General features: G+C 71.2%; 27 protein-coding genes and 1 pseudogene. 18 read left to right on the forward strand and 10 right to left on the reverse strand.

Going from position 1 to position 24415, the window contains the following annotated elements:
• The 3 genes and pseudogenes from KBX08_RS10300 to KBX08_RS10310 all read left to right on the forward strand — a co-directional run.
• A pseudogene (locus KBX08_RS10300) lies at window positions 1–262 on the forward strand (AMP-dependent synthetase); the annotation flags it as partial.
• 281 nt (window positions 263–543) lie between these two features.
• Window positions 544–891: a type II toxin-antitoxin system HicB family antitoxin gene (locus KBX08_RS34665; protein ID WP_238689526.1), complete on the forward strand. Its 348-nt coding sequence runs from the start codon at window positions 544–546 to the stop codon at window positions 889–891.
• A gap of 235 nt (window positions 892–1126) precedes the next feature.
• Window positions 1127–1849 carry a hypothetical protein gene (locus KBX08_RS10310; protein WP_210782776.1) on the forward strand — a complete coding sequence of 241 codons (723 nt, stop codon included), beginning with the start codon at window positions 1127–1129 and terminating at the stop codon, window positions 1847–1849.
• A 104-nt stretch (window positions 1850–1953) separates the two neighbouring features.
• On the opposite strand, the gene KBX08_RS10315 is transcribed toward KBX08_RS10310, so the two are convergent.
• Window positions 1954–2325, reverse strand: a complete 372-nt coding sequence (locus KBX08_RS10315; RefSeq protein WP_210782778.1) for a DUF4267 domain-containing protein — start codon at window positions 2323–2325, stop codon at window positions 1954–1956.
• A gap of 89 nt (window positions 2326–2414) precedes the next feature.
• On the opposite strand from KBX08_RS10315, the gene KBX08_RS10320 reads away from it, so the two are divergent.
• Entirely contained in the window at window positions 2415–2987 is a 573-nt protein-coding gene (locus tag KBX08_RS10320) for a TetR/AcrR family transcriptional regulator (protein ID WP_210782780.1), read from the forward strand.
• A 10-nt stretch (window positions 2988–2997) separates the two neighbouring features.
• Here KBX08_RS10320 and KBX08_RS10325 read toward each other — a convergent pair whose 3' ends face one another.
• Complete coding sequence (locus KBX08_RS10325; RefSeq protein ID WP_210782782.1) at window positions 2998–3252, reverse strand: hypothetical protein; 255 nt, start codon at window positions 3250–3252, stop codon at window positions 2998–3000.
• A gap of 154 nt (window positions 3253–3406) precedes the next feature.
• Here KBX08_RS10325 and KBX08_RS10330 point away from each other — a divergent pair, with 154 nt between their 5' ends.
• Window positions 3407–3616 carry a winged helix-turn-helix domain-containing protein gene (locus KBX08_RS10330; RefSeq protein ID WP_210782784.1) on the forward strand — a complete coding sequence of 70 codons (210 nt, stop codon included), beginning with the start codon at window positions 3407–3409 and terminating at the stop codon, window positions 3614–3616.
• 270 nt (window positions 3617–3886) lie between these two features.
• Here the strand turns inward: KBX08_RS10330 and KBX08_RS10335 are convergent, their stop codons facing one another.
• Entirely contained in the window at window positions 3887–5566 is a 1680-nt protein-coding gene (locus KBX08_RS10335) for a DNA repair helicase XPB (protein ID WP_124854244.1), read from the reverse strand.
• Window positions 5567–5738: 172 nt separating this feature from the next.
• Here KBX08_RS10335 and KBX08_RS10340 point away from each other — a divergent pair, with 172 nt between their 5' ends.
• Window positions 5739–6617 (forward strand): L,D-transpeptidase family protein, encoded by an 879-nt coding sequence (locus tag KBX08_RS10340; RefSeq protein ID WP_210782786.1) that lies wholly within the window; start codon window positions 5739–5741, stop codon window positions 6615–6617.
• A gap of 97 nt (window positions 6618–6714) precedes the next feature.
• A complete protein-coding gene (locus KBX08_RS10345; protein WP_210782788.1) occupies window positions 6715–6951 on the forward strand; it encodes a hypothetical protein in 237 nt (78 codons plus the stop codon).
• Window positions 6952–6981: 30 nt separating this feature from the next.
• Here the strand turns inward: KBX08_RS10345 and KBX08_RS10350 are convergent, their stop codons facing one another.
• Window positions 6982–9465: a helicase-associated domain-containing protein gene (locus KBX08_RS10350; RefSeq protein WP_210782790.1), complete on the reverse strand. Its 2484-nt coding sequence runs from the start codon at window positions 9463–9465 to the stop codon at window positions 6982–6984.
• Window positions 9466–9548: 83 nt separating this feature from the next.
• Between KBX08_RS10350 and KBX08_RS10355 the strand changes: the two genes are divergently transcribed.
• Together KBX08_RS10355 and KBX08_RS10360 are read left to right on the forward strand one after the other, a co-directional pair.
• The gene (locus tag KBX08_RS10355) at window positions 9549–10172 is read left to right on the forward strand and encodes an HAD family hydrolase (protein ID WP_210782791.1); all 624 of its coding nucleotides are present in this window, start codon (window positions 9549–9551) and stop codon (window positions 10170–10172) included.
• Between the two features lie 27 nt (window positions 10173–10199).
• Window positions 10200–10586, forward strand: coding sequence for a cold-shock protein (locus KBX08_RS10360; protein ID WP_124816498.1), 387 nt, complete (start codon window positions 10200–10202; stop codon window positions 10584–10586).
• On the opposite strand, the gene KBX08_RS10365 is transcribed toward KBX08_RS10360, so the two are convergent.
• Window positions 10547–11395 (reverse strand): 1,4-dihydroxy-6-naphthoate synthase, encoded by an 849-nt coding sequence (locus tag KBX08_RS10365; RefSeq protein WP_210782792.1) that lies wholly within the window; start codon window positions 11393–11395, stop codon window positions 10547–10549. The genes KBX08_RS10360 and KBX08_RS10365 overlap by 40 nt on opposite strands.
• Window positions 11396–11963: 568 nt before the next feature.
• On the opposite strand from KBX08_RS10365, the gene KBX08_RS10370 reads away from it, so the two are divergent.
• The gene (locus KBX08_RS10370) at window positions 11964–12833 is read left to right on the forward strand and encodes a helix-turn-helix transcriptional regulator (protein WP_307850504.1); all 870 of its coding nucleotides are present in this window, start codon (window positions 11964–11966) and stop codon (window positions 12831–12833) included.
• 60 nt (window positions 12834–12893) lie between these two features.
• On the opposite strand, the gene KBX08_RS10375 is transcribed toward KBX08_RS10370, so the two are convergent.
• Window positions 12894–13544, reverse strand: a complete 651-nt coding sequence (locus KBX08_RS10375; RefSeq protein WP_210782794.1) for a futalosine hydrolase — start codon at window positions 13542–13544, stop codon at window positions 12894–12896.
• Window positions 13541–15142, reverse strand: a complete 1602-nt coding sequence (locus KBX08_RS10380) for an MFS transporter (protein ID WP_210782796.1) — start codon at window positions 15140–15142, stop codon at window positions 13541–13543. The genes KBX08_RS10375 and KBX08_RS10380 overlap by 4 nt, the downstream gene beginning before the upstream one ends.
• A gap of 88 nt (window positions 15143–15230) precedes the next feature.
• Here KBX08_RS10380 and KBX08_RS10385 point away from each other — a divergent pair, with 88 nt between their 5' ends.
• Window positions 15231–16070 (forward strand): DUF3027 domain-containing protein, encoded by an 840-nt coding sequence (locus tag KBX08_RS10385; RefSeq protein ID WP_238690700.1) that lies wholly within the window; start codon window positions 15231–15233, stop codon window positions 16068–16070.
• Between the two features lie 36 nt (window positions 16071–16106).
• Here the strand turns inward: KBX08_RS10385 and KBX08_RS10390 are convergent, their stop codons facing one another.
• A complete protein-coding gene (locus KBX08_RS10390) occupies window positions 16107–16352 on the reverse strand; it encodes a DUF2530 domain-containing protein (protein ID WP_210782798.1) in 246 nt (81 codons plus the stop codon).
• Window positions 16353–16439: 87 nt separating this feature from the next.
• On the opposite strand from KBX08_RS10390, the gene KBX08_RS10395 reads away from it, so the two are divergent.
• The 5 genes from KBX08_RS10395 (at window position 16440) to KBX08_RS10415 (ending at window position 20614) form a co-directional block, all read left to right on the forward strand.
• A complete protein-coding gene (locus KBX08_RS10395; protein ID WP_210782800.1) occupies window positions 16440–17918 on the forward strand; it encodes an NCS2 family permease in 1479 nt (492 codons plus the stop codon).
• Between the two features lie 112 nt (window positions 17919–18030).
• On the forward strand, window positions 18031–18480 hold the full coding sequence (locus KBX08_RS10400; protein ID WP_210782802.1) for a MarR family winged helix-turn-helix transcriptional regulator: 450 nt from the start codon (window positions 18031–18033) through the stop codon (window positions 18478–18480).
• A gap of 72 nt (window positions 18481–18552) precedes the next feature.
• Window positions 18553–19836, forward strand: a complete 1284-nt coding sequence (locus KBX08_RS10405) for an MFS transporter (protein WP_203120305.1) — start codon at window positions 18553–18555, stop codon at window positions 19834–19836.
• Between the two features lie 96 nt (window positions 19837–19932).
• The gene (locus KBX08_RS10410) at window positions 19933–20442 is read left to right on the forward strand and encodes a hypothetical protein (RefSeq protein WP_210782803.1); all 510 of its coding nucleotides are present in this window, start codon (window positions 19933–19935) and stop codon (window positions 20440–20442) included.
• Window positions 20443–20455: 13 nt separating this feature from the next.
• Window positions 20456–20614, forward strand: a complete 159-nt coding sequence (locus KBX08_RS10415) for a hypothetical protein (protein ID WP_210782804.1) — start codon at window positions 20456–20458, stop codon at window positions 20612–20614.
• On the opposite strand, the gene KBX08_RS10420 is transcribed toward KBX08_RS10415, so the two are convergent.
• Window positions 20584–21351, reverse strand: a complete 768-nt coding sequence (locus tag KBX08_RS10420; protein WP_210782806.1) for a helix-turn-helix domain-containing protein — start codon at window positions 21349–21351, stop codon at window positions 20584–20586. The genes KBX08_RS10415 and KBX08_RS10420 overlap by 31 nt on opposite strands.
• Before the next feature lie 239 nt (window positions 21352–21590).
• Here KBX08_RS10420 and KBX08_RS10425 point away from each other — a divergent pair, with 239 nt between their 5' ends.
• Window positions 21591–22256 (forward strand): DUF4097 family beta strand repeat-containing protein, encoded by a 666-nt coding sequence (locus tag KBX08_RS10425; RefSeq protein ID WP_210782808.1) that lies wholly within the window; start codon window positions 21591–21593, stop codon window positions 22254–22256.
• Between the two features lie 15 nt (window positions 22257–22271).
• Window positions 22272–23102, forward strand: coding sequence for an alpha/beta fold hydrolase (locus tag KBX08_RS10430; protein ID WP_210782810.1), 831 nt, complete (start codon window positions 22272–22274; stop codon window positions 23100–23102).
• Window positions 23103–23156: 54 nt separating this feature from the next.
• Here KBX08_RS10430 and sepH read toward each other — a convergent pair whose 3' ends face one another.
• A complete protein-coding gene (sepH, locus tag KBX08_RS10435) occupies window positions 23157–24233 on the reverse strand; it encodes a septation protein SepH (protein ID WP_210782811.1) in 1077 nt (358 codons plus the stop codon).
• Window positions 24234–24415: the final 182 nt, after the last annotated feature.

Raw genomic sequence — 24415 nt, forward strand, 5'->3', positions numbered from 1 at the left:
CACCGCCATCCATCCGTCGGACCCGGCCACCGCGGACGGCACCACCTACGGTCAGTGGGGTGCGCTCGCCCAGGAGTTCGCCACGATGCTGGACCTGCGCGCCGGCGACCGCCTGCTGGTCGACGCCGCCGAGACCGAGCAGCCGCTGAAGTGGTTGCTCGCGCCGCTCTCGGCCGGCGCGTCAGTGGTGATCAGCGCCAACCTCGACCCGGCGCGACGGTACGCGGTGGTCGCCGCCGAGCAGGTGACCCGGGTCCTCTGAAGAGTGGAGTACTGGTACTGCGGGTAGTACCATTGCCGGGTGCCCTCGATAGCCAGGCTCGTGGAAGCGATGCGGCAGCGTCAGCAGAACATCGCCTACAACGATCTTTATCGGGTGTGCGAGCACTACTTCGGGAAGCCGCGGCAGGCGGGCACCTCGCGTGCCGTGTTCAGGATGCCGTGGGCCGGTGACCCACGCGTCAACATCCAGGACGACAAGGGCAAGGCCAAGGCGTATCAGGTCCGGCAGGTTCTCAAGGCGATCGACAAGAAGGAGGCCATGTGGTGCAACCCGACGCCCGTCCCGAGATCACGCACTACACCTACCGCGTCACCTGGTCGGTCGATGACCAGGAGTTCATCGCCACCTGTGCCGAATTCGCGTCGCTCTCCTGGCTGGCCCCCACGCAGGTGGAGGCGCTGCAGGGCCTTCAAGATCTGTTGGAGGAGGTGATCGTCGACATGCAGGAACAGGGCGAGGCGGTGCCGCAGCCGTTCGCGGAGCGAAGCTACTCAGGCAAGTTCAACCTCCGTGTCGGAGAGAGCCTGCATCGCGAGCTCGCCATCGAGGCCGCCGAGGACGGGATGAGTCTCAACCAGTACGTCCTTCGTAAGCTCCGCGCCGCCTGAGCGGTCGGACAGCTCATGACCTTCCCGCGCCTCGAAGGGTGCTGTTTGATCAAGCAGCCAGGTTCGCTCTACGCCGGCCCCGGCTCGCTTTCGGTTCCGGGCGGTGCGCGTCTCGTCACCCGTCAGGTGGAGGCCATCCTTTCCGCCCGTTCTCACATTCCTTCTGCTCCTACGCTTCGCCGAAGGCACGCGCGCGGTCAGTGCGCCGGCCACTGTGCACACCGGCGGAGGGGACATGGCTTCGAGGCGTACCCGTCGGAGTGTGGTTGCGGCGGTGGCCGGCGCTCTGTTCGCCCTCGGGGTGGTCGCGCCCGGTCCGGCGGCGGCGCCGCTGCCCCGCGCGGCCCAGGCCGACGGCCCTACGGTCCCCGATTCGCGGGAGCCGCGCCCACCGCTGCTCCCCGCTGACTTTCAGGGCACCGGCCGGTACATCGTGCGGGACCTCGGGATCGACGTGCCGTTCTCCTGGCAGGGCCGCGACGGCAACAGCCAGATGACCGCCGGCGGCCCGGACCATCCGATCTGGTTCACGAACCTGATCTACGAGAACACGCTCTACACGCTCACCTACAGGTGGCCGAACATCCCGCTGTTTCCGCCCCGCGCGTGCAGCAAGGTGCCGGGGTTCTTCAACCGGCAGATCTTCAACGACAAGTTGAAGACCGCCCGCTACGTGGGGCCGGAGGTCCTGCAGGGTGAGAAGGACCGGCACGTGGACCACTGGCGGGTCGGGGTGGTCGGCGGTTCCACGGTGCCGGGGGAGTTCTTCCGGTTCCCGATCGCGCTCGGGGACATCTACGTCGACCAGCACGACCCGAGCCGGTGGTGGCAGGTGTTGCAGTTCGGCCTGCAGAACCTCTTCGACCCGGAGCTGGACGAATGGTTCACCATGGACACCTTCGACCACCGCCCCGGCGAGGTCACCCTCCCCGACCGCTGCCCGCCCCCCACCTCGTGACCCATCGACTCCGTTGATCAAGAAGTTTGCGTCATCATCAGGCCGTTCGATGACGCAAACCTCTTGATCAACACAGGCGAGGGCGCGGCCGACGATCTTGGCAGCTACAGGGTGAACAGTAGGGCGGCGTTCAGGAGGACGACGAGGGCGGTGGCGAAGTGGATGCCGAAGGCGACAGCCTTCGTGCCGCCGTTCCGTAGCACGATGACGGTGTCGCCCAGCGGGACGAGCGCGACGATCAGCATGAACCACGCGACCGCGTCGGCGGTCGTGAAGGCGATCAGGGCGAGGCCGAGCAGCCCGAACGTCAGGTCCTTCAGCCCTTTGACCGTCAGGTAGGCGGGGTCGCCGTCCGGGCGGGCCGGCACGCCGTACCCGGCGGCGGCGGCCTGCGGCGCCAGCAGGAACCGCGCGCCGATGAAGACGACGAAGAGGCTGAGTACGACGGCGAGCCCGTAGGCGAGGGGTGCCAGCATGAGTCTGCTCCAATTCCTAGCGGTGCTAGATATGAGAGCGACGCTAGCAGAGCGCCGACAGCAATGCTAGCGGTGCTAGGGTTGCTGTCATGTCGACACAGGCGCGCCGGGAGCGTGAGCGGGCTGAACGGGAGCAGGCGATCATCAGCGCGGCACGGGACCTGGCGTTGGCCGAAGGCTGGGACGCGGTAACCACCCGACGGCTCGCCGCCGAGATCGAGTACAGCCAGCCCGTCCTCTACAGCCACTTCAAGGGCAAGGACGCCATCATGGCGGCGGTAGCCGTCGAGGGCTTCGCCGAGCTGGCAACCGCAGTGGTTTCGGCCCGGGCCTCCGCCGCCGACCCCCGGCAGGCGGTCGCCGACGTGGCAGCCGCGTACGTCGCGTTCGCCCAGCAGCGGCCCGCGATCTACGACGCGATGTTCACCCTCGCCGTGGACCTGCCGTTCGCCAGCCAGGACGTGCCAACCGACCTGGCCCGAGGCTTCGCCGAACTGTCCGAGACAGTGCGCCCGGTCGCGGCCGACGACGACCTGGAGACGGTCACCGAGACCTTCTGGGCCGGCCTGCACGGGCTGGTCACACTGATGCGCAGCGGCCGGCTCCGCCGCGCCGACCACGACCGCCGGTTGGCGGTGCTGGTAGACCGCTTCTCCCCGTGAGCGTTGCCGGTCAGGGCTGACGTGGTCGTCGCGCGCACGGCGCAAGGTGGTCGGTGGGCAGGGCGCACCGGGCGCCGCCGGGCAGTGGCCGATCACAGAAGACCCAATGTCGTACGCCCTGCTGGTCCTCCGCCGAGACGGTCACCCCGCCCGGCTCGACCCGCGCGCTGAGCCGGACCAACACCCGAGCAGCGGCCGCGAAGATGCGGGCGCGCAGCAGGTCAGGCGCGGTGATCGGCAGGTGGATCACCCAGCGGTCGCTCATCGGTAGCGGCGCTGTTACCTATGTCAAGCACGTCTCCGAGTCATCTACCCACCTATGTCACTCGCGCTACATGCGTTGCCTGCGTCGAAGCGGCTGATCAATACTGGGCGAGCCAACCGACTGCAAGGGGCTCCACGTGCCTATCCCGCCCACAATGGACGAGCTGCTCGACGATCTTCTGAAGAAGATCAAGGACGGGACCTATCCGCCGGGGTCACAGCTTCCGTCCGGGCGCGTGCTGGCAGACGAATACGACGTCTCGCAGTCCACGATCAGCCGTGCGGTGGCGAAGCTGCGGAAAGAGAGCGTCCTCGTCGGGCGTCCCGGGCGCGGGGTCTTCGTCGCGGAGTCCCACAAGCGCTGACGCTCGCTGGTTGCTCCGGAGCGCGGCGCACGGAGCGTGTGGAGCGCGGTGCACGAGGCGTTACTTCCCGGCGTTGCCCGTGGCCGCCGTCCACGCCGGACGGCTGATTCGTCTACGACATCAGCTCCATAGCGAGCGCACGAGACACCCCGTCCCCGCCAGGCGCCCGCACCCACCGCGCTGATCGACTCGGGTTCCAGGAGATCGGGGCATCACAGCGCCCCGGACACCGCGACTTCCTGGAGACCGAGTCGATCAAGGCAGCGTGCGTCAGTCGACGGTCGGGAGCTTCGGGCCGAGGACGTCGTCGGCGTCGACGATCGTGTACGCGTACCCCTGCTCGGCGAGGAAGCGCTGCCGATGCGCCGCGTACTCGGTGTCGATCGTGTCCCGGGACACCACCGTGTAGAAGTGCGCCTGCCGGCCGTCGGCCTTCGGCCGCAGCACCCGACCGAGCCGCTGCGCCTCCTCCTGGCGTGACCCGAACGTCCCGGACACCTGGATCGCCACCGCCGCCTCGGGCAGGTCGATGGAGAAGTTGCCGACCTTCGAGATGACCAACGTTCGCAGCGAGCCGGACCGGAACGCGTCGAACAGCCGTTCCCGCTCCTTGTTCGTGGTCGAGCCCTGGATGATCGGCGCGTCGAGGTACTCGCCGAGCTGGTGCAGCTGGTCGATGTACGCGCCGATCACCAGCACCTGGTCGTCCGGGTGCCGGTCGACAAGCGCCTTGACCACCGGCAGCTTGGTGCGGGCGGTCGCCGCCATCCGGTAGCGCTCCTCGGCCTCCGCCGTCGCGTACGACATCCGCTCCGCGTCGGTCAGTGTCACCCGGACCTCGGTGCACTCGGCCGGGGCGATCCAGCCCTGCGACTCGATGTCCTTCCACGGCGCGTCGTACCGCTTGGGCCCGATGAGGCTGAACACGTCACCCTCGCGGCCGTCCTCGCGTACCAGAGTCGCGGTGAGGCCCAGCCGGCGGCGGGCCTGGAGGTCCGCTGTGAACCGGAAGATCGGCGCGGGCAGCAGGTGCACCTCGTCGTAGACGACCAGGCCCCAGTCGCGGGCCCCGAAGAGGTCCAGGTGGGTGAACGCGCCGCCGCGCCGCGAGGTGAGCACCTGGTACGTGGCGATGGTGACCGGGCGGATCTCCTTGCGCTCGCCGGAGTACTCGCCGATCTCCTCCTCGGTCAGCGAGGTGCGGGCGATCAGCTCCCGCTTCCACTGCCGGCCGGCGACCGTGTTGGTGACCAGGATCAGGGTGGTCGCCTTCGCCTCGGCCATCGCCGCCGCGCCGACCAGGGTCTTGCCTGCGCCGCAGGGCAGCACCACCACCCCCGACCCGCCGGCCCAGAACGCCTCCACGGCCTCCCGCTGGTACGAGCGCAGCGTCCACGGCTTGCGCCCGTCCTTGCCGGCCTCGGCCAGCTCGATCGGGTGCGCCTCACCGTCGACGTACCCGGCCAGGTCCTCGGCCGGCCAGCCCAGCTTGAGCAGCGCCTGCTTGAGCCGGCCACGCTCGGACGGGTGCACCCGGATGGTGTCGTCGTCGATCTTGTCGCCGAGCATCCCGGCGAGCTTCTTGCTCTTGGCCACCTCGATCAGCACCAGCCGGTCCAGTGCGCGCAGCACCAGCCCGTACGCCGGGTCGTTGGCGAGCTGAAGCCGGCCGTACCGGTCCATCGTCTCGGCCACGTCCACCAGCAGCGCGTGCGGCACCGGGTAGCGGGAGTACTTGAGCAGCGAATCCACGACACCCTCGGCGTCGTGCCCCGCCGCGCGGGCGTTCCACAGACCCAGCGGGGTCAGCCGGTAGGTGTGCACGTGCTCCGGCGAGCGTTCCAGCTCCGCGAACGGCGCGATCGCCATCCTGCAGGCCTGCGCGTCGGGGTGGTCGATCTCCAGCAGCAGGGTCTTGTCCGACTGCACGATCAGTGGTCCACCGCTCACGCCAGCGTCCTTCCCTCGGTTGGCCGACCGGCCGGAACGGGTGGCATACCCGCTGCTGGCCGACCATCCAGTGTTGCACGATGCGGGACGGCGGAAGAAAGATGCTCACCGGGCGCAACCGTGATGGCACTCACGAACGTCTAGTAAAGGGACGACTGTCTGGGGAGGGCCCATGAAGCATGTCCGGATCACTTCCCGGCTGGTTGCCCTCGTGGTGGTCGTGCTGGTCGGCGCGGGAGCGTGCGCGTTCGATCCGCAGTCCGGCGGGAGTGGTGGCGGGGGAGCCGCCCCAGCCGGTGCGGCGGAACAGGCAACGGGGGCGGGCGACACGTCCGGGCCCGACCAGCACGGCCGGCCCACCCCGGCCTCGCCCACCCCGAAACCCACCCGGAAACCCACGCTGAAGCCGACCCGCCCGGCACCCACGAAAACCCCCGGCACCGGTACGCCGACCGTCGCCGGCTGCCCCCAGGGGCAGCACCAGCGCGCGGTGGAGACCCACCTGGCCCGGTTGGGCGGGTTCGGGGCGGTGACAGTGGACGGCCGGCAGTCCGCCGCCGACTGCGCGGCGATCAAGAAGTTCCAGAAGAGGTACGGCATTCGCCCCGTCGAGGGTCGCGCCGGACCAACCACCCTCGACGTGGCCCAGCGCCTCGCCAGCACCGACACGACCCGCTGCAAGGCCGGCACCGGCACCACGTTCTGCGTCGACCTGACCCGGCAGACCGTCTGGGCGCTGCGCGGCGGCAAGGTGATCATGGCACCGACGGTGACCCGCACCGGCATGTCCGGCTACCGCACCCCCGCCGGCACGTACGCCGTCAACTACCGCAACCCCAAGGAATGGTCCAACCCGTACGAGGTGTGGCTGCCGTACTGGCAGCACTTCACCCAGGGAATGGGCTTCCACGAGACCACCACCTACCTGCACGAGAAGTCGATCGGCTCGCACGGGTGCGTCAACCTGCTGCACGCCGACGCCGTCCGGATGTGGGAGCTCGGCAAGGTCGGCACCCGGGTGGTGCTGATCGGCCGGCGCCCCGGCACCTGAGTGACACCGAACGAATCGCGGCGCTAACCCCCTGTCCGACCAGACTTTCGAGTGTCACCCTTGGAGTCCAGGGCCGGACCGGGCGGGGAGGCTGGGCATGACGGTCGACCGTGACGTGATCGCGGAGCACGAGCACGCACCACCCGACGAGGTGTCCCGAGCGACGGTGATCGCGTACGCCGTCGCGGCGACGCTCCTGCTCGGGTGGTTCCTCTTCGGCTGGCTGGTGCTCCAGCAGGGCTTCGTCGACTCGGTCGGGGAATCCGCCGGCGCCGGCTTCGGGCTGCTGCTGATCATCTCGGTGGTCGGCACCGTACGCCGCAGCCGCCGCTGACCGACAGCGCCCGCGCGGTGGCGCCGTCGGTCAGTCCGCCACCACCGCCGCGGTGATCCGGTGCAGCGCGAACGTGTGCAGCATCTCGGTCCGTTCGTCCTCGGCCCGCAGATAGCCGGCACCGATCGACACCGGCTTGAGCAGGCGTGACGCCGTCGCCCCGTGCGCGTCGACGTAACCCACCCAGACCAGCGCCTTGTCCCGGACCGCCTGCTGGAGCACCGCCAGGGCCTCGCTGTGGGTGTGCGCCGGCACCGGGCCGCCGCCCAGCCCTGGCGCGCCGCCGCGCACCACCGCCGGCGCCCGTCGGGCGGCCCGCGCCGCCGCGTCGCCTCGCCGGATGTGCTCCACCACGCCGAGCAGCCGGGGCATGGGCAGCTTCGGGGCGGCCAGCGGGTCGATCGTCCGGGTGGTCACCGACACCCGGGGCGGGGCCCGCCGGATTCGCGGCCGGGCCAGCACCGTGCTGCCGGTGCCGTCCTCCTGCACCGGGGCGTACCCCGCGTCGCGCAGCGCGCCCAGCAGCCGACCAACCTGGTACTGCGTACACAGCACCGTGGGCGCTAGCCGGCGCAGCGCCACCGACTCCAGCCGGCGGTCGGCCAACACCTCGCTGATCAGCGTCTCGTCGTCGCTGCGCAGGTACGCCCCGGCCAGGCCGACCCGCAGCCCGCCGTGCTTACGGGCCACGTCGTCGATCAGGTAGGTGAGCCCCTGCGGCACGGGGGTACGTGACCGACGCCGGAACACGTCGTGCAGGTCGTCGGCCGTGTAGCCGGAATCCAGGGCCCGCCGCACGCTCGCCGTGGTGACCCGGTGCACGCTGGCCCCTCCGGCCGACTCCAGCTCGGTCATCGCCTCCAGCTCGACGGCGAGCGCCGGCTCGGGTGGGCCGGGCACCACAACGGTCAGGTCGGCCTGTACCAGGAAGTGGTCGACCGGTGCGGGCAACAGGGCGTCCAGCGCCCGCGCGGCACTGGACGGGTCGCCACTCTCGACGTCGGCGTGCACGCCCAGCGGGTCGTCACCCCGCTCGTCGGTCGACGTCAGGTCCCCCAGCAGCAGCCGACCGTACGAGGTGAGCGCCCCCAGCCCCGTCACGCCCAGCTGCGCGGCCTCGGCCAGCACCTCCCGGTGGGCGGCGTCCCGGCCCCGGCTGCGACGCGGAGCCCGCCAGTCCAGCAGCTCCTGCACCTCCTCCGGGGTGGGTGCCGTCGCCGGCTCAAGATCGGCCAGTACGCCGAGCACCGCCCGTCGAGTGGCCGGCACGCTGGCCCGCTCGGCCTCGGAGGAGAGTGCGGCGATCGGTCGGTCCCGCTCGTCACGGCGGCCCACCAGCCCCACCTGCCGGGTCATGGTCAGCCACGCTCGGGCGAGTTGCTCCCACCGTTGGGCCAGCGAGCCGGCCCGCCACACCTCGTACCCGCCGGTCGGCAGCACCTGCTGATCCGCCCCGTACCGGCCGGTGGTCGCACCGGGCATCTCCAGCTCACCGAGGAGCCCTGCCGCGTACGCCACCTCCAGCAGCAGCGCGGTGCTCGGTTCGTCCAGCCCGGCGGTACGCGCCAACCGGCGCAGGTCCCGTACACCGATGCCACCCGAACGCAGCACCGGCGCTGGCTCGTCGGCGAGCTGCTCCAGCAGCCCTTCGGTGTTTCGGACCACCTCCATGGCCTGCCCGGCTCCGGCCGAGTCGACCGCTTTCGGCTCACGCGGCGTGGCGGCCACCGGCGGTGGGCTGGTACGCAGCGGCCCGAGGGGACCGCTGTCGCGGCGCAGCAGCAGGCCGACCTCGCGGGGCAACTCCACAGTTCCGCTGGCCGTGGACGAGCCGGTCGTCGCCGGGACCAGCAGTCGGTTGTCGACGAGCCACCGCACCGGGGAGCCGGTCGGCGCGCCACCGTTGGTCGGGTCGGAGAGGACCGGGTCCGCCGCGCCGAGCGGCGGCGCCTGCAACGCCCCCGGCGGCACGCTGCCCACCGGCGGGCCGGCCGCCAACCGGTCCAGGATCGCCCGGGCCGAGGGCGGGGCGGCGAGCACCGTCCGTCGGAGCTTCGCCGGGTCCGCGCACAGCGCGGCCGTGCGCGGGTCCAGCTCAGCGGCCGGTCGGCCGAGCCCAGCGGGGTACGGGGAGACTTCGTCGACGGCGGGCAGCACCTGGAGCGCGTGCTCCGGGCCGTACAGCAGGAAGAGCGCACGCAGTCGGCCCACGGCGGCCCGGACGGCCGTCGGAGCCGGCGGTTGCGGCCCCGAGGTCGCCATCGCGAGCACGGTGTCGGTGGCCGTGGTGGCGTCGTCCGGACTCCGGGTGAGGCGGGCGGCGTCGAGGATCTGAAGGGTGAACTGGTCCAGACCGTCCAGCGCGCGGGCCACGGAGACCCGGGACTGGGCCCGGATGGCCAGGGCGGAGACGTCGGCCGGCACGGGCACGACGAGGTCGGGCCGCAGCTGGAGGAGCGCGGCCAGTGACTCGTCGGGCAGCGACCGCAGGTGGTCGGCGAGTGAGGTGGTCATCGTCTTTCCACGCTAGCCCGGCACCGGGCTTCCGCGCCCCTCGGACGTCCGGTCGGCTGGGAGTAGCCGGTACGTTTCTCGACATGCCCGCACTGACCGTCGGATTCGACCTCGACATGACCCTGGTGGACTCCCGCCCCGGCATCGCCGCGGCGTACCGGGCGCTGACCGCGAGGACCGGTGTGCCGGTCGACGCCGAGTTGGCGGTGTCCCGGCTCGGGCCGCCGCTGCGTACCGAGATCGCGCACTGGTTCCCGCCGGAGCAGGTCGAGTCGGCCGTGCGGGTGTATCGCGAGCTGTACCCGGCGTACGCGATCACCCCGACGCTCCTGCTGCCCGGCGCTCGGGAGGCCGTCGAGGCGATCCGTGCGCGGGGTGGCCGGGTGCTGGTCGTCACGTCCAAGATCGGTCGGCTGGCCCGGTTGCACCTGGACCACCTCGGTCTCACTGTCGACGAGTTGGCCGGCGACCTGTTCGCCGAGCAGAAGGCGACCGCTCTGCGGGAGCACGGCGCGACCCACTACGTCGGTGACCACGTCGCGGACATGGTGGCGGCGGCAGCGGCCGGGGTGCCCGGCATCGGTGTGGCAACCGGCCCTTGCTCCTCAGATGAGCTGCGCGAGGCCGGGGCGGAAGTGGTGCTGAACGAGCTCACCGAATTCCCAGCGGCGCTCGACGGGATGATCCAGCTAGCCTTGGAGCAGTAGCGGCTCAAGTGAAGCAGGGGTTTTCAGGTGCCTACGGGTCGAGTGAAGTGGTACGACACGGCCAAGGGATACGGCTTCGTCACGAGTGACGAGGGCGGCGACGTGTTCCTGCCCAAGGGGGCGCTGCCGGCGGGTGTCACCGACCTCAAGGGTGGCCAGCGGGTCGACTTCAGCGTGGTGGACAGCCGCCGGGGCGCGCAGGCCATGGGGGTCAAACTGCTGGACGCGCCGCCGTCGATGTCGGAGCTGCGGCGTCGGCCGGCCGAGGAGCTGCACGGCCTGGTCGAAGACATGATCAAGGTGCTGGAGGCGAAGGTCCAGCCGGACCTGCGCCGGGGTCGGTACCCGGACAAGAAGTCCGCGCAGAAGATCGCTCAGCTTGTCCACGCGGTGGCCCGCGAGCTGGAGGTCTGAGGCACCAGGCCGGCGGTGGCGGCCCGGTCGAGCAGTGCCGCCACCGCGGCGAAACCGGCCTCGCCCAGGTCCGCGGTGAACTCGTTGACGTACAGGCCGATGTGCCGGTCGACCACGTCGAGCTCCATCTCCTGGGCGTGCGCCAGCACGTACTCCCGGCTGGCTGCCGGGTCCGCCCACGCCTGCCGGACCGACTCGCGGACCCAGCCGGCCGCGGCGTCCGGGTCGACCGCACCGCGTCGGGCCAGGATCGCGCCGAGGGGGATGGGCAGGCCGGTGTCGCCCTCCCACCATTCGCCGAGGTCGACAAGGGCGCTCAGGCCGTGCCGGTGGTAGGTGAACCGGGCCTCGTGGATGACCAGCCCAGCGTCGTAGCGCCCAGCCGCCACGCCCGGCATGATCTCGTGGAACGGAACCACCTCGATCCGGGCCGGTGGCCGCCCGGCCGCCCAGAGCCGGAACAGCAGGTACGCGGTGGTCCGGTCACCCGGCACCGCCACCGTTGCACCGGTCAGGTCGGTACGGTCCGGCCCGCCGTCACGGTCGCCCCGGGTGAGCACCAGCGGACCGCAACCGCGACCCAGGGCACCGCCGCAGGGCAGCAGGTGGTAGTCGTCGAGCAGCCAGGGCAGCGCCGCGAAGCTCACCTTCACCAGGTCGAACGCACCCCGCTCGGCCGCCGTGTTGGTGACGTCCACGTCGGCGTACGTCACCTCGACCGGCGGCGCGCCGGGCACCCGCCCGTGCACCAGCGCGTGGAAGACGAACGTGTCGTTGGGGCAGGGCGAGATCGCCAGGGAGAGCGCCACACCCTCACGGTAGCCCCGCCCTCCGCCAGCGGTCCGCGCCCCACCCCACGACTGTGATCCGCGACCGTGACGCGGAGCTGTGATCTGCGGCGGGACGAGGCGGCGGTACGAGCTGCGGCGGACGCCGCCGGGCGGAACAGCCGCGGGGAAACGACCGGCCCAGCGGGGTCGACCACCCACCCCGGTCTCCCTTTGGAGCTGATGTCGTAAACGAATCGCCCGGAGTCGGTGACCGTGGTTTGGAGCCTGAGGCCAAGGGGGGTGCGCGCAGGCCAGGAGCCCAGACCCAGGCCCAGACCCAGGCCCGGGCCCAGACCCAGACCCAGGCCCAGACCCAGGCCCAGGCCCAGGCCCAGACCCAGACCCAGACCCGGACCCAGACCCAGACCCAGGCCCGGGGCCGGGGCCCAGGCCCGGGGCCGGGGCCGGGGCGTGATGCCGCAAACGATTCAGCTCCAAAGGGGTCGAGGGAGTAGGTCATCCACCGGTGGGCGAGGTTGTCCACAGCGTTATCCACAGCTCGGCGCAGGGTGTTGATAGCACGCCGACCAGCCGGGAACATCGGTCCGTGACCGAGGTGAGTGACCACACCGACGAGGCCGGCGGAGCCGATCTCGGGCGGGCGCTCCGCGCGCTGCGTCGGCGGGCCGATCTGAGTCAGCGGCAGTTGGCCGAGAAATCCGGGGTGCCACAGCCGACGCTTGCCCGGATCGAGTCGGGGCGGGCGCTCGATCCCCGATTCCGGACAGTGGAACGTCTCGTCCAGGCCGCCGGTGGGACGTTGGCCGTTGGCGTCCCACCAGCCATCTCCGGCGTCACCGCACCCACACCGGTTCCGCACGACGACATGCGCGACGAGGCGGGCCGCCGATACCCGGCTCACCTGGACGTCTGGCCGGTGCACGAGCCGCGGGACTGGCCCGGTGCCTGGTGGGCGGAGTGGTACCGGTTGCCGCCCGAGCGGTATCCGCTTCCGCTGCCACCGGCCGCGTACGAGCTGAACCGGCGCTATCGCGACAATCGGCGGTGGGCTGCCGAGGTCCGGCGGACTGCGCGGGTGCGTCGGGTGATCAGTAGCGACCTGCCGGCTACCTGCTGGCGATACGTCGCCGAGCTTCCCGACGGCAAGCTGGTTGGTGAGCTGCGGGCCCATGAGCGGAGCCCATTCCTGGAGTACGGGGAGTGGCATCCGCACCTGCCGGAGCGGGAGATGGTGCTCGACGGCGTGCTTGTCGACGCCCGGTACCGGCGGTTGGGGCTCGGGCGACGGCTGGTCACCGCGCTGGTGACCGGGATGCGCGAGGCGGGCATCGACGACGCGGCCGCCATCGCCGAGGGATCCGGCACCGACCTGCTGCTGGCGTGCGGCTTCGAGTTCGAGGCACGCCGCCCGGCCGCACTGCGCCTGGGCCACCCGGGTAAACGCTGCTTCTCCTGAGCGTCGCCCGGGTCAGCGCAACGCAGGTTGAGCGCAGCGCCGGCTCAGCGCAACGCCAGCTCAGCGCAACGCTGGGGCTGCTGCGGTCAGGGCGGCCAGGGCTTCGCGCAGCCGCCAGGCGTCCCGGTCGCGGGGGCCGATCGGGTTGGAGATGGTGCGCAGTTCGGCGAAGGGCACCCCGGCCTGCGCCGCGGCGACCGCCACGCCGTACCCCTCCATGGCTTCGGCGACCGCTTCCGGATGCCTCCGGCGCAGCTCGTCGGTGCTGGCCGTGGTGCCGGTGACGGTGCTGACCGTGAGCACCGGGCCGGCCGTGGCCGTCGGGAGGGCGGCTCGCAGTGCCGCCAGCAGGCCCTGGTCCGCCGGCACCCTGCTGCCCGCACCGAGCAGCGCGGGCGGCATGCCCAGCTCGTCGACCGGGATGAAGCCATCGGGCGACTCGGCGCCCAGGTCGGCGGCGATGCTGGCGGTGCCGAGCACCGTGTCGCCGACCTCGGCCCGCCCGGTGAAGCCGCCGGCCACGCCGGCGCTGACCACCGCACGGTACGGGCGGCCGGCGGCCTCGGCCAGCGCCAGCAGCCGGGCGGTGGCGGCACCGGCGACGGCCGGACCCACACCGATCGGGGTGACGGTCACGGTGTGGTCGGTCAGCCCGGCGCGGACCGCGTCCGCCTCGGCGGGAACCGCCGTCACCACCAGCAGACCGGTCACGAGAGTGAGCCGGGGGACTCGCGGCGGGTTTCGTCGTCGGCCCCGCCACCCGGGCCGCCGACGGCCGACGACGGGCGGTAGATGTGGTAGCCCGGCGGGGCGAGGCTCGGGTCGTCGTACTGCGGTGAGCTGTTTTGGGCCGGCGCCGGCGAGGTTGGTGTGGGGTCGCCTGGCTCGTCCGCCTGCTCGTCCTCGGTCAGCTCGTCGTCACCGAGCGGTCGGCCGGCCAGCTTCTCGCCGCGCAGCCGGGCGGCGGCCAGCACACCCCGGATCGCGGCCAGTACGCCGACCCCGGCGGCCACGGCGATGCCCATCCGGCCATCGAACGGCACCAGCCCGAGCCCGCCGCCGGCGACGAAGGCGAGCATCAGCACCGTCTCGGAGTGGGCGAAGGAGCTGGCCCGCAACCGTTCCGGGATGCGCTCCTGGATCGAGGCGTCCACGGCCAGCTTCGCTATTCCGCTGGCCATGGCGGCGACCAGGCAGAGCAGGGCGACCATCAGCAGCGAGAACTGGATGACGGCGAGCACCGCCACCCCGGCCACGATGATCATGCTGCTGGACTGGATGGCGGTCGGCCGGTGGATGCGCAGTCTGGTGCCGATGGCGGTGGCCAGGAAGGTGCCGACCGCGAGCGCGCCGCCGACCACGCCCAACGCCCACTCGGCGCCCAGATCCCGGCCGAACACCACCGTGGTCAGGTCGCCCTTCTTGATCGCGAAGGCGAGGAAGAGCAGCAGGAAGCCGTAGAGCGCGCGTAGCGTCGCCGCGCCGATCAGGGTGGCGATCACCAGTCGGCCGGACGGTCGGCCCCGACCCAGCGGCCGGTCGCCACGGCGGCGGCCCAGCGCGCGCAGTGGCCGGGGAACCCGCTCGGGTGGCTCCGAGTCGGCCTTCGGCGGCAGCCGCAGCGAGATCACCATGCCGACCAGGAAGATCAACGATGCGACCCGGAGCGGCCACTGCGGCCCGAACCAGAACGCGGCCAACCCGATCGGCGCCACCAGCGCGCCCGCGACAGTGCCGTAGACGCTGGCCCGGGCACCCACCTGGGACAGGCCGAGGCCCTCCGGCAGCAACCGGGGCACCGCCGCGGAGCGGGCCACGCCGTACGCCCGGGAGAGCGCGAGCACCCCGAACGCGGCCGGGTAGAGCCCGAAGCCGTGGATGTAGTCGGAGATCAACCAGGCCAGGAAGGCGCGGCCGAGCATCGTCGCGGCCAGGGCGTACCGCCTGCCGTGCCGGAAGTGATCCAGCAGCGGGCCCACCACCGGGGCGAGCATCGCGAACGGCACCATGGTCACCAGCAGGTAGAGCGCGACCTTGCTGCGGGCCTCGCCGAGCGGCACGTTGAAGAAGATCGTGCCGGCCAGACCGATGGCGATCAGGGTGTCACCGGCGCAGGAGAGCGCGTGCAGGTCGAACAGGCGAACCATGCCGACCTCGCCGCCGGCACCCCGGGCGCGGGCCCGACCGGCCCGGCGGGTCACCCAGCGGCCGCTGCCCACCGAACCGCGCAACAGCAGACGGATGGCGCGAATGCCGGTGCCGACGGTCCGCCCGAGGACGGAACGCCCGGAGCGGGAGTACGACGGCATGTGCACCATCCTCGCCCATCTGATCCGGGTACGCCGCACCACCGCTGGGAAAGGTTCCCCGGGAGTCCCTGTCACCCCTGCGGGGCGCATGGGGAACAATGGTCGGGTGACCAGGCCCGCCTCCACCCGTGCCGCCCGTCTCGACCAGGTCTGCGCCGCCGCCGTCGAGGTGGCCCGCGCCGGCATTACCGAGGTGGACGCCGACGATGTCGGCGACCACCTGCAGGTCGTCGCCGAGGGTGATCGGCTGGTCACCCACTACTTCGAATGTCGCCTCGCCGGCTACAACGGCTGGCGCTGGGCGGTCACCGTCACGCGGGTGCCGCGCAGCAAGACGGTGACCATCTGCGAGACGGTGTTGCTGCCCGGCCCGGACGCGCTGCTCGCGCCCGGCTGGTTGCCCTGGCAGGAGCGGCTCAAGCCGGGCGACCTGGGGCCGGGTGACCTGCTCCCGACCTCGCCCGACGACGATCGACTGGTCCCCGGTTACCTGCTCTCCGACGACCCGGCGGTCGAGGAGACGGCATGGGAGTTGGGCCTCGGGCGCGCCCGCGTGCTCTCCCGGGAGGGCCGCATCGAAACGGCGCAGCGCTGGTACGAAGGTGACCACGGCCCCGCCGCGGCCATCTCGTCCGCCGCTCCGGCCGCCGCTCGCTGCGGCACCTGCGGCTTCTACCTGCCGTTGGCAGGTGCGATGCGGCAGGCATTCGGGGCCTGTGGCAACTTCTACGCCCCCGACGACGGCCGGGTGGTGAGCGCCGACCACGGTTGCGGCGCCCACTCCGAGACGTTGATCGAGGCGGCCGAGACCGCTGTCGACGAACTTCCCACGGTGTACGACGACAGCGCGGTGGAGGCCATGTCGGTCAGCCGGGCTCCGGGCTCGGTGGAGGCCGCTGAGCCGGCGGAGCCGTACGGGCACTCCTGATCGTCCGCGCCGCAGTGCTCCGGTGCAGTGGCCAGCTCACCTCGCGCGGCGGCGGCGTCGGTTGGCGTCGTGCCGCAACATCACGGCGAGGCCCGGGAAGCCCCACAGGAAACCGGCGAGGCAGGTCCAGAGCCAGTTCTGATGACCGTTGTCGGTCAGCCAGCCCCGGAAGAAGATCAGCAGGACCAGCCCGGCCACCGCCCACGCGATCAACCCGGCGAGGGCGAACGGCACCATCGGCGGATCGAGTGGTGCGGGCCGCGGTGGCTGCTCGTTCGGCATTCGGCAAGCGTACGGGATCTACTTCCCCTGCCCACCGACGATCTGGGACGATGCGCGCGACACTGGAAGATCACCTGCGAGGACCTGATGGCCGTAGCGCCGCCCGAGAACGGCACACCTTCCAACCCCGCTCATCCGCGTAACGGTTTCGACCGGTTCTTCGAGATCTCCGCCCGTGGCTCGACGTTGAGCCGTGAGGTACGCGGTGGCCTGGCGACCTTCTTCACGATGGCGTACATCGTGGTGCTCAACCCGCTGATCCTGGGCGGCGCCGTCGACGGTGACGGCAAGAGCCTTCCGATTCCGGCGCTGGCCGCCGCGACCGCGTTGGTCGCCGGCCTGATGACCATCCTGATGGGTGTGGTCGGCCGGTTCCCGCTGGCGCTCGCCGCCGGTCTGGGTGTCAACGCCCTGGTGGCGTACGAGATCGCACCCGAGATGACCTGGGCAGACGCGATGGGTCTGGTGGTGATCGAGGGTCTGATCATCACGGTGCTGGTGCTGACCGGTTTGCGGACCGCTGTGTTCCGCTCGGTGCCGACCCAGATGAAGAGCGCGATCGGGGTCGGCATCGGTCTGTTCCTGACCATCATCGGCCTGGTGGACGCCGGCTTCGTCCGGCGCATCCCGGATGATGCCAACACCACAGTTCCGGTCGGCCTGGGCATCGGCGGCAAGCTGGTGAGCTGGCCGATGCTGGTCTTCGTGGTGGGCCTGCTGATCACGCTGGTGCTGGTGGTCCGTCGGGTGAAGGGCGCGATCCTGATCGGCATCCTCGCCTCGACGGTGCTGGCGGTGATCGTGGAGGCGATCGGCAACATCGGCCCGTCGTTCGTCAACGGTCAGCCGAACCCCAAGGGCTGGTCGCTGAACGTGCCGGAGCTGCCGAAGTCGGTGGTCGACCTGCCGGACCTGTCGCTGCTCGGCAAGTTCAACGTGCTGGACTCGTGGGGCCGGGCCGGTTGGCTGGTCGTGCTGATGTTCATCTTCACGCTGTTGATCACGGACTTCTTCGACACCATGGGCACGATGGTCGCGGTCGGCCAGGAGGGCGGCCTGCTCGACGAGCAGGGCACCCCGCCGAAGGCCAAGGAGATCCTGCTGGTCGACTCGATCGCGGCGGCGGCCGGCGGTGCGGCCAGTACCTCCAGCAACACGTCGTACATCGAGAGCGCGGCAGGTGTCGCGGAGGGTGCGCGGACCGGCGTGGCCAACCTGGTCACCGGCGCGCTCTTCCTGCTCGCGATGTTCCTGGCGCCGCTGGTCGTGATCGTGCCGTTCGAGGCGGCGTCGACGGCCCTGGTGGTGGTCGGGTTCCTGATGATGACCGCGGTGCGGACCATCGACTGGTCCGACTACGAGATCGCCATTCCGGCGTTCCTCACCATCGTGCTGATGCCGTTCACCTACTCGATCTCCAACGGGATCGGCGCTGGCCTGATCACCTTCGTGGTGGTCAAGCTGGCGCGGGGCAAGGCCCGGGAGATCCACCCGTTGCTGTACGGGGTGGCCGCGCTCTTCGTGCTGTACTTCCTGCGTGGGCCGATCGAGTCCCTGGTGCTCTGAGCCGTCCGGGCGGGGAGTCGATCGGGATTCCCCGCCCGTACCATCTGAATCCCCTCGTGAGCCTGGTCATAACGGATGTCGTTAGCCATGCTCATTAGTTAAGCTAACTACTGTGACGGAGCGGACGGTGACGGCGGAACGCGTGCCACCGGCGCAGCTGGCTCCCCAGCTGCGTGATGCGATCACCCGACTCAACCGGCGGGTCCGACAGGCCCGACCGGTCGGCGACCTCACGGTCACCCAGGTCTCCGCGCTCACCAGCCTGCGGCTGGCGGGCGCGATGACACCCCGGGAGCTGGCCGACGTTGAGCGGGTGCAGCCGCCGACGATGACCAAGATCGTCGGAAAGTTGGAGGACCGCGGCCTCGTGCGGCGGACGCCCCATCCGACCGACGGGCGGCAGGTCATCCTCGCGGCGACCGAAGGAGGGCAGGCCGTGCTCGACCAGTTCGAGCGGGCCCGCGACGAGTGGCTGTCCCACCGGCTGGCCGCACTCGACGAGGACGAACGGGAGACCCTGCAGAGGGCCGCCGAGATTCTTCAGCAGCTCGCTCGCGCCTGAGCCGCACCCGCGCCACCGGGTCCGTGCCGTCACCTGTCGATGACGCGTACGTCCGGAGGAGGCGCACCAAGAGTGCAGGCGAAGCTGAGCACGATGTTCCAGTCCCTACAGGTCCGCAACTACCGCCTCTTCGCATCCGGGCAGTTGATCAAGTTGATCGGCGTCTGGATGATGTTCATCGCCCAGGACTGGCTCGTCCTCGAGCTCTCCAACAACTCGGCGACAGCGCTCGGCGTGGTCACCGCCTGCCAGTTCACCCCGGTGCTCCTGCTCACCCTGCTCTCCGGCCGGCTCGCCGACCGGTACGACAAGCGGGTGCTGCTCTTCGCCGCCAACGCCTTCTGGAGCCTGCTGGCGCTCGGCATGGCGGTGCTGGTCCTCACCGACCTGGTGCAGCTCTGGCACGTCTTCGCCTTCGCCGCGCTGCTCGGCACGGCCAACGCGGTGGAGACCCCGGTCCGGCAGGCGTTCGTCTCCGAACTGGTCGGCACGCCGCTGCTGCCCAACGCGCTGTCGCTCAACGCCGCCGTGTTCAACTCCGCCCGGATCGTCGGCCCGGCAGTGGCCGGCCTGGCCATCGCCGCGTTCGACGTCGGCCCGGTCTTCCTCTTCACCGCCCTCAGCTCGGTCGCGCCCCTGGTCAACGTGGTCCGGATGCGGACGACCGACCTGCACCGCGACGCCCTGCTGCCCCGTGACGAGCGGGCGTCCGCCCGGGTCGTCGACGGGCTGCGGTACGTGTGGCGCCGCCCCGACCTGCTGCTGCCGATGGCGATCATGTCGGTGATCGGCATGTCGCTGTTCAACTTCCAGCTCACCCTGGCCGCGTTGGCGAAGACGGTCTTCCACACCGGCGCCGCCTCCTTCGGCCTGTTCAGCACGGCACTGGCCGTCGGCGCGCTCGGCGGCGCGCTCAGCGGCACCGGTCGCCGTAGCCGCCCATCGGTGTGGCTGGTGCTCGGCGCGGCGATCGCCTGCGCCAGCTTCGGCACCCTGGTCGGTCTCTCCACGGCGTACTGGCTGGTCGTGGCGCTGCTGGTGCCGACCGGCTTCTGCATGGTCTTCTTCGCCCAGGCCGCCAACCAGCGGATCCAGATGGGCGTCGACGCGGCCTTCCGGGGACGGGTGATGGCCCTGTGGGTGCTGGTGTTCCTGGGCACCAACCCGGTCGGCGCGCCGCTGATCGGCTGGGTCGCGGAGCACTACGGTGCCGGTGCCAGCATCTGGATGGGTGGGCTCATCTCGCTGGCCGCCGCGGTGATCGCCCTCACCTGGCAGCTCCGCCACTCCGGTGCCCGGCTGCGGTTCCGGGTGCTGCCGATGCCCCGTTTCTACGTCACGTCCACCGACTGCTGAGGTTTACCACCGGCGCCGGCCGGGTCCGGTTGCGCGGATCGCGCGGATGCGGCGAAACCGGTGGCGGGGTGGCACGGTGGGGCTTAGCGTCGATACGTGGGAGTCGGACGCGCGCTGATGCTGGCCCTGGCGTTCCTCGCCGTGGCCACTCTGCCGGCGGCGTTCGCCCTGCTCTTCTGCTACGACGAGATTCTCGACCGGGTGGTCTGCGGCTGGTCGGAGTGGCGTGACCGCCGCCGGGAGAAACGCACGATCGCCCGTCTCGACCGTGCCATCGAGGCCGACGCGCTGACCCGAGACATCGATCTCAGTGAGTTCGACAGCGCTGACCGCCGGCCGCTGGAGCAGCTCGCCGCCGACCTGCGCCGTCTTGGCGGTCAGCGGGTCGGCGGCAGCGGTCGCTCGATGGTCTGGCACAGCGCGCTGCTCCAGGCGTACGACGACCGGCTTCGCCTCGCCTGCCGCGCCCTCGGCATCGCCGAACACCTCGCCGAGCTGGACGGCGTCGATCAGGAGATCGAGCGGGTCCGGGTGGAGGGCGTGCTGCACGCCGCCGGGCTGGCCCTGCCGGCGGCCCGGGCGGGGCTTCGGCAGCGGCACCGCTGAACGACCGCACGCTGTGCGACTCTTCGTCTCGGCCCGCCCGTCCGCCGAGGCGCTCAATCACCTCGGCGCGCAGGTCGCCCGTCTGCGCGTCGCGGCGTCGGAGCTGCTGCTGGTGCGCAGCAACCTCGGCGGCCGACCGCGCTACGAACGGATCGCCGCCTGGTCGCTGTGACCCGGCGGCACGTCGCTGGTCGCTGTGGAAGGCCTGCTGCGGAGAACCTCGCGGGCCTGTTCGGCGGCGCGGGTGATGCTCTCGCTGATGAAGTCGAGGAAGCGGGCGATGTTCTCCAGTCGGGCGGCGGCCGGGGTGTGCGCGCCGAGGAGGGCGACACCCTGGCGTGCGAGCGCGACGAGATGGTCGTTGGCCCGAGCGCTGGCGATCGTCGCCTGGTAGAAGAGTTCGTCGTCGACGACGTAGCGGTCGCGGCGGCGTTCGTCGCGTTCGCGACGGACGAGGCTCTGGCTCTCCAGGAAGGTGATCGCCTTGGAGATCGACGCCGGGCTGACCTGGAGGCGCTGGGCGAGCTCGGACGCGGTGAGACTGCCCGAGTCGGTGAGGAACAGGTTGGTCAGCACTCGGGCCGCCATCTTGTTCAGACCGGAGGCCATGAGGACTGTGGTGAACGCCTCCTCGTAGTCGACCACGGCCTGGGCGTCGCGTCCGTCTGGTCGGCGGGCCGCCTCGGCCCCACGGGAGGGGGCGGGCTTGCGCCGGTGGGCGCGACGCTCGGTCGCATGGTGGGCCAGATCGGCGCGGTAGCCGGTGGGGCCGCCGTTGCGCATCACCTCGCGCGTGACAGTCGAGGTGGGACGGTCGAGGCGTCGGGCGATCTCGGCGTAGGGGAGGCTGTCGGCCAGCCCCAGCGCGATCTGCTGGCGTTCCTGCTGGCTGAGCCTGCCTCCCGGCATCGCGATCTCCCCTCGTGGTCCCGCAGGGCGGCGGCCCTCGACCCCGTCACCATAGCGTTAACGCGCACACCGATGCAACGACGACGGGCATGGCGTTGCATTAGATTCAGGCCCGTTGCAACAAGTTTGCATAGCTGAGCAGCTAAAACACTGATTCGCTGCAACGAGGGTGTTGTAAAAATCGGAAAGCAACGTAGCGTTTCCCACATAAGAAACAAGCGCCGACCTGGGAGAGCACGATGCAGACGTTCGACACACCCGCCCCCATCTCCGCCGTCCTGGACATCCCTGCCGGACGCATCCAGCTCATCGCCGCGGACCGCGCCGACACCACAGTCGAGATCCTCCCGGCCGACCCCGCCAAGAGCAGCGACACCACTGCCGCCGAGCAGACCACCGTCGCCTACGCCGACGGCGTCCTGCGAATCACGACCGCACCTCCCGTCAACAAGCTCTTCGGCCCCTCCGGCTCCCTGGAGGTCACCGTCCGGGTGCCCGCCGGCTCCCACGTCGAGGCCAGGGCCGCCAGCGCCGAGCTTCGGGGCGTCGGCCGCCTCGGCGACGTCGCCTTCGACGGGGCGTACCAGAAGATCAAGATTGACGAGGCCGCGAGTGTCCGCCTCACCGCGATCGACGGCGACGTCGAGGTCGGCCGGCTCAACGGCCCCGCCGAGATCAGCACCGCCCGGGGTGACATCACTGTCGCCGAGGCCACGCGCGGCACTGTCGTCCTCCGTACCCAGTCCGGCGACATCTCGATCGCGGCGGCGGCCGGTGTCTCGGCCGCCCTCGACGCCGGCACCGGCCACGGCCGCGTCAGCAACGCCCTCAAGAACGACGGCACCGTCGAGCTCGACATCCACGCCAGCACCCTGCAGGGCGACATCCACGCCCGCAGCCTCTGAAAGGGACGGATCGAGATGACCAACAACAGCATGTCCTCGACCAGTTCGGCCTGGACCGGCATGGTGCCGGTCGACGACACCGCCCTGGCCGTCACCGACACCGGCGGCCCCGGCATCCCGCTGGTCTACCTCAACGGCCAGTTCGCCACCCAGGGCTACTGGCGGCGGGTCATCGCCGAGTTGGGTACCGAATTCCGGCACATCACCTACGACGAGCGGGCTCGCGGCAGGAAGTCGAAGCGCTCAGCCGACTACTCGTTCGAAGCGGCCGTCCGGGACGTCGACGCCGTTCTCGCCGCCCGGGGGGTGGCCCGGGCGGTGCTGGTGGGCTGGTCCTACGGAGCAGTGGTCGGGGCCCACTGGGCCAACCGGAACCCGGAGCGTGCCCTGGGCGCGGTCCTGGTCGACGGCGCGTTCCCGCACGACTGGCTCGACGAGCCCATGGCGCAGCGGATCCGCAAGATGTTCCGACGGATGAACCTGTTCATGCCGCTGCTGCGCCCGACCGGCCTGACCCCACGGATGAACGCCGACCAGATGGCGGACAGCAACATCGAACTCGGCGAACTCTCCCGCGAGCGCCAACTGGGCCCGGTCCTGGACGCCATCACCGTCCCGGTGCGGTACGTGGTCGCCTCGGGAGCGTCCCTCGGCAGTCGCGGGGACGAGCAGGAGCAGATCCGTGCCAGCCTCGACGCGGTGACCGTCCGCAACCCGCACATCACCATCGGGGCGAAGGTCGCCAGCAACCACGGTGCGATCCTCAAGAAGGACTTCCGCGCCGTCGCCGAGGCAGTACGCGGGGTCGCCGCCCCTCATCGGGAAGACGCCGGAGCCATTCGGTGAGGCCCGAACGCACGCGTTGACGGGTGACGGTGCGTCACCCGTCAACGCGAAGCGTCAGGAAGACTCGCGGGCGGCCGGGCCGCTGCCGAAGAGCACGTCGTCCCAGCTCGGCAACCGCTTGCGCGGCTTGCCGTTGGCGTCGGTGGACTCGCCGGAGGCCGCCGCGGCGGCCGTCCTTCGGGGTCGCAGCACCGCGAGCGACGGCACGGCCGGCACCTCCTTGGGCGCGTCCGAGTCGTCCTCGAAGGCCGACCCCTGGCCGCCACCGAGCAGCGCGGCGGCACCCCCGCCGACGGGCCGCTGTCGAGGAGCGTCCGACCCGGCCAGAGCAGCCGGGGTACGCGGCTCCAGGCCACGACCCGACGAACCGCCGAGCGGGCGGTCCAGTGAGGCGAGCAGCGCGTCCCGGCCAGCCCGGATCGGATCGCGGCCGGGGCGCGGGTGCTCGGACGCGGCAGGCAACCCGTGCCCACCACGGCTCGGCTCGCCACGCGACGGACCGGGCAGGGCGTGCCCGGTCCGCTCCGGTGCCGGCTCCTGGCCGAGGATCGGCGTGGGCCGCTCGGCGCACAGGTACTGCGCCATGTCGTCGTGCGGCGTGACCACCTGCCGGGCCTTGTCCATGTCCCAGATGGCCTGCGCGGTGGCCTTCCCCGACGGCCAGGTGGCGATGATCCGCCAGGTGCCGTCGTCACGCCGGTACGCGTCCCAGGAGATCTTCTCGGTGTCGATGCCGTGCTGGCTCAGCCGACCGTTGACCACCTCGGCGAGCGGGGTGGGCTTCTCCGCGCCCTTGAGGCGGGTGCGGCGGGCGTGCTGGGCGAGCATCGCCCGCTCCTGCAACACCGGGCCGGCATAGCGCAGCACGCGGTCGACCGGAACCCCGGCGATCCGGGCGACATCCTCCGCGGACTCACCGGAGCGGATGCGGGCCTGAATGTCCCGAGGAGACAGTGAGGGAATCGGATCGACGGTGCTCGGTGCGACCGCGAGCGGCGGTGCACCCGGCTCGGGGTGCATCACGCCGGCGATGCGTTCGTCGATCGGCAGGGCGAGGAGCCGCCCCACCTCGTCGGCGAGCACCAGGGCCTGGCCGTCCTCGGAGAGGGCGACGAAGCGTACTGGGCGCATAGCGTTGCCTCCGTCCCGCTTCGCTGGCCGCACGCCACGAGTCGGCCACCCAGGCGTCTCGGACCACCGTACGCGCATCTGCCTCGGGGTGGGGGAAGCGACACCCCGCATGTCGTGACTGAGCTGCGGCGATGATCACGGTCGGTGTCCGTGGAGGCCCCAACGGACACCGACCGTGACGA

The organism is Micromonospora sp. H61 (genome assembly GCF_018070325.1).
Classification (GTDB): domain Bacteria; phylum Actinomycetota; class Actinomycetes; order Mycobacteriales; family Micromonosporaceae; genus Micromonospora; species Micromonospora salmantinae.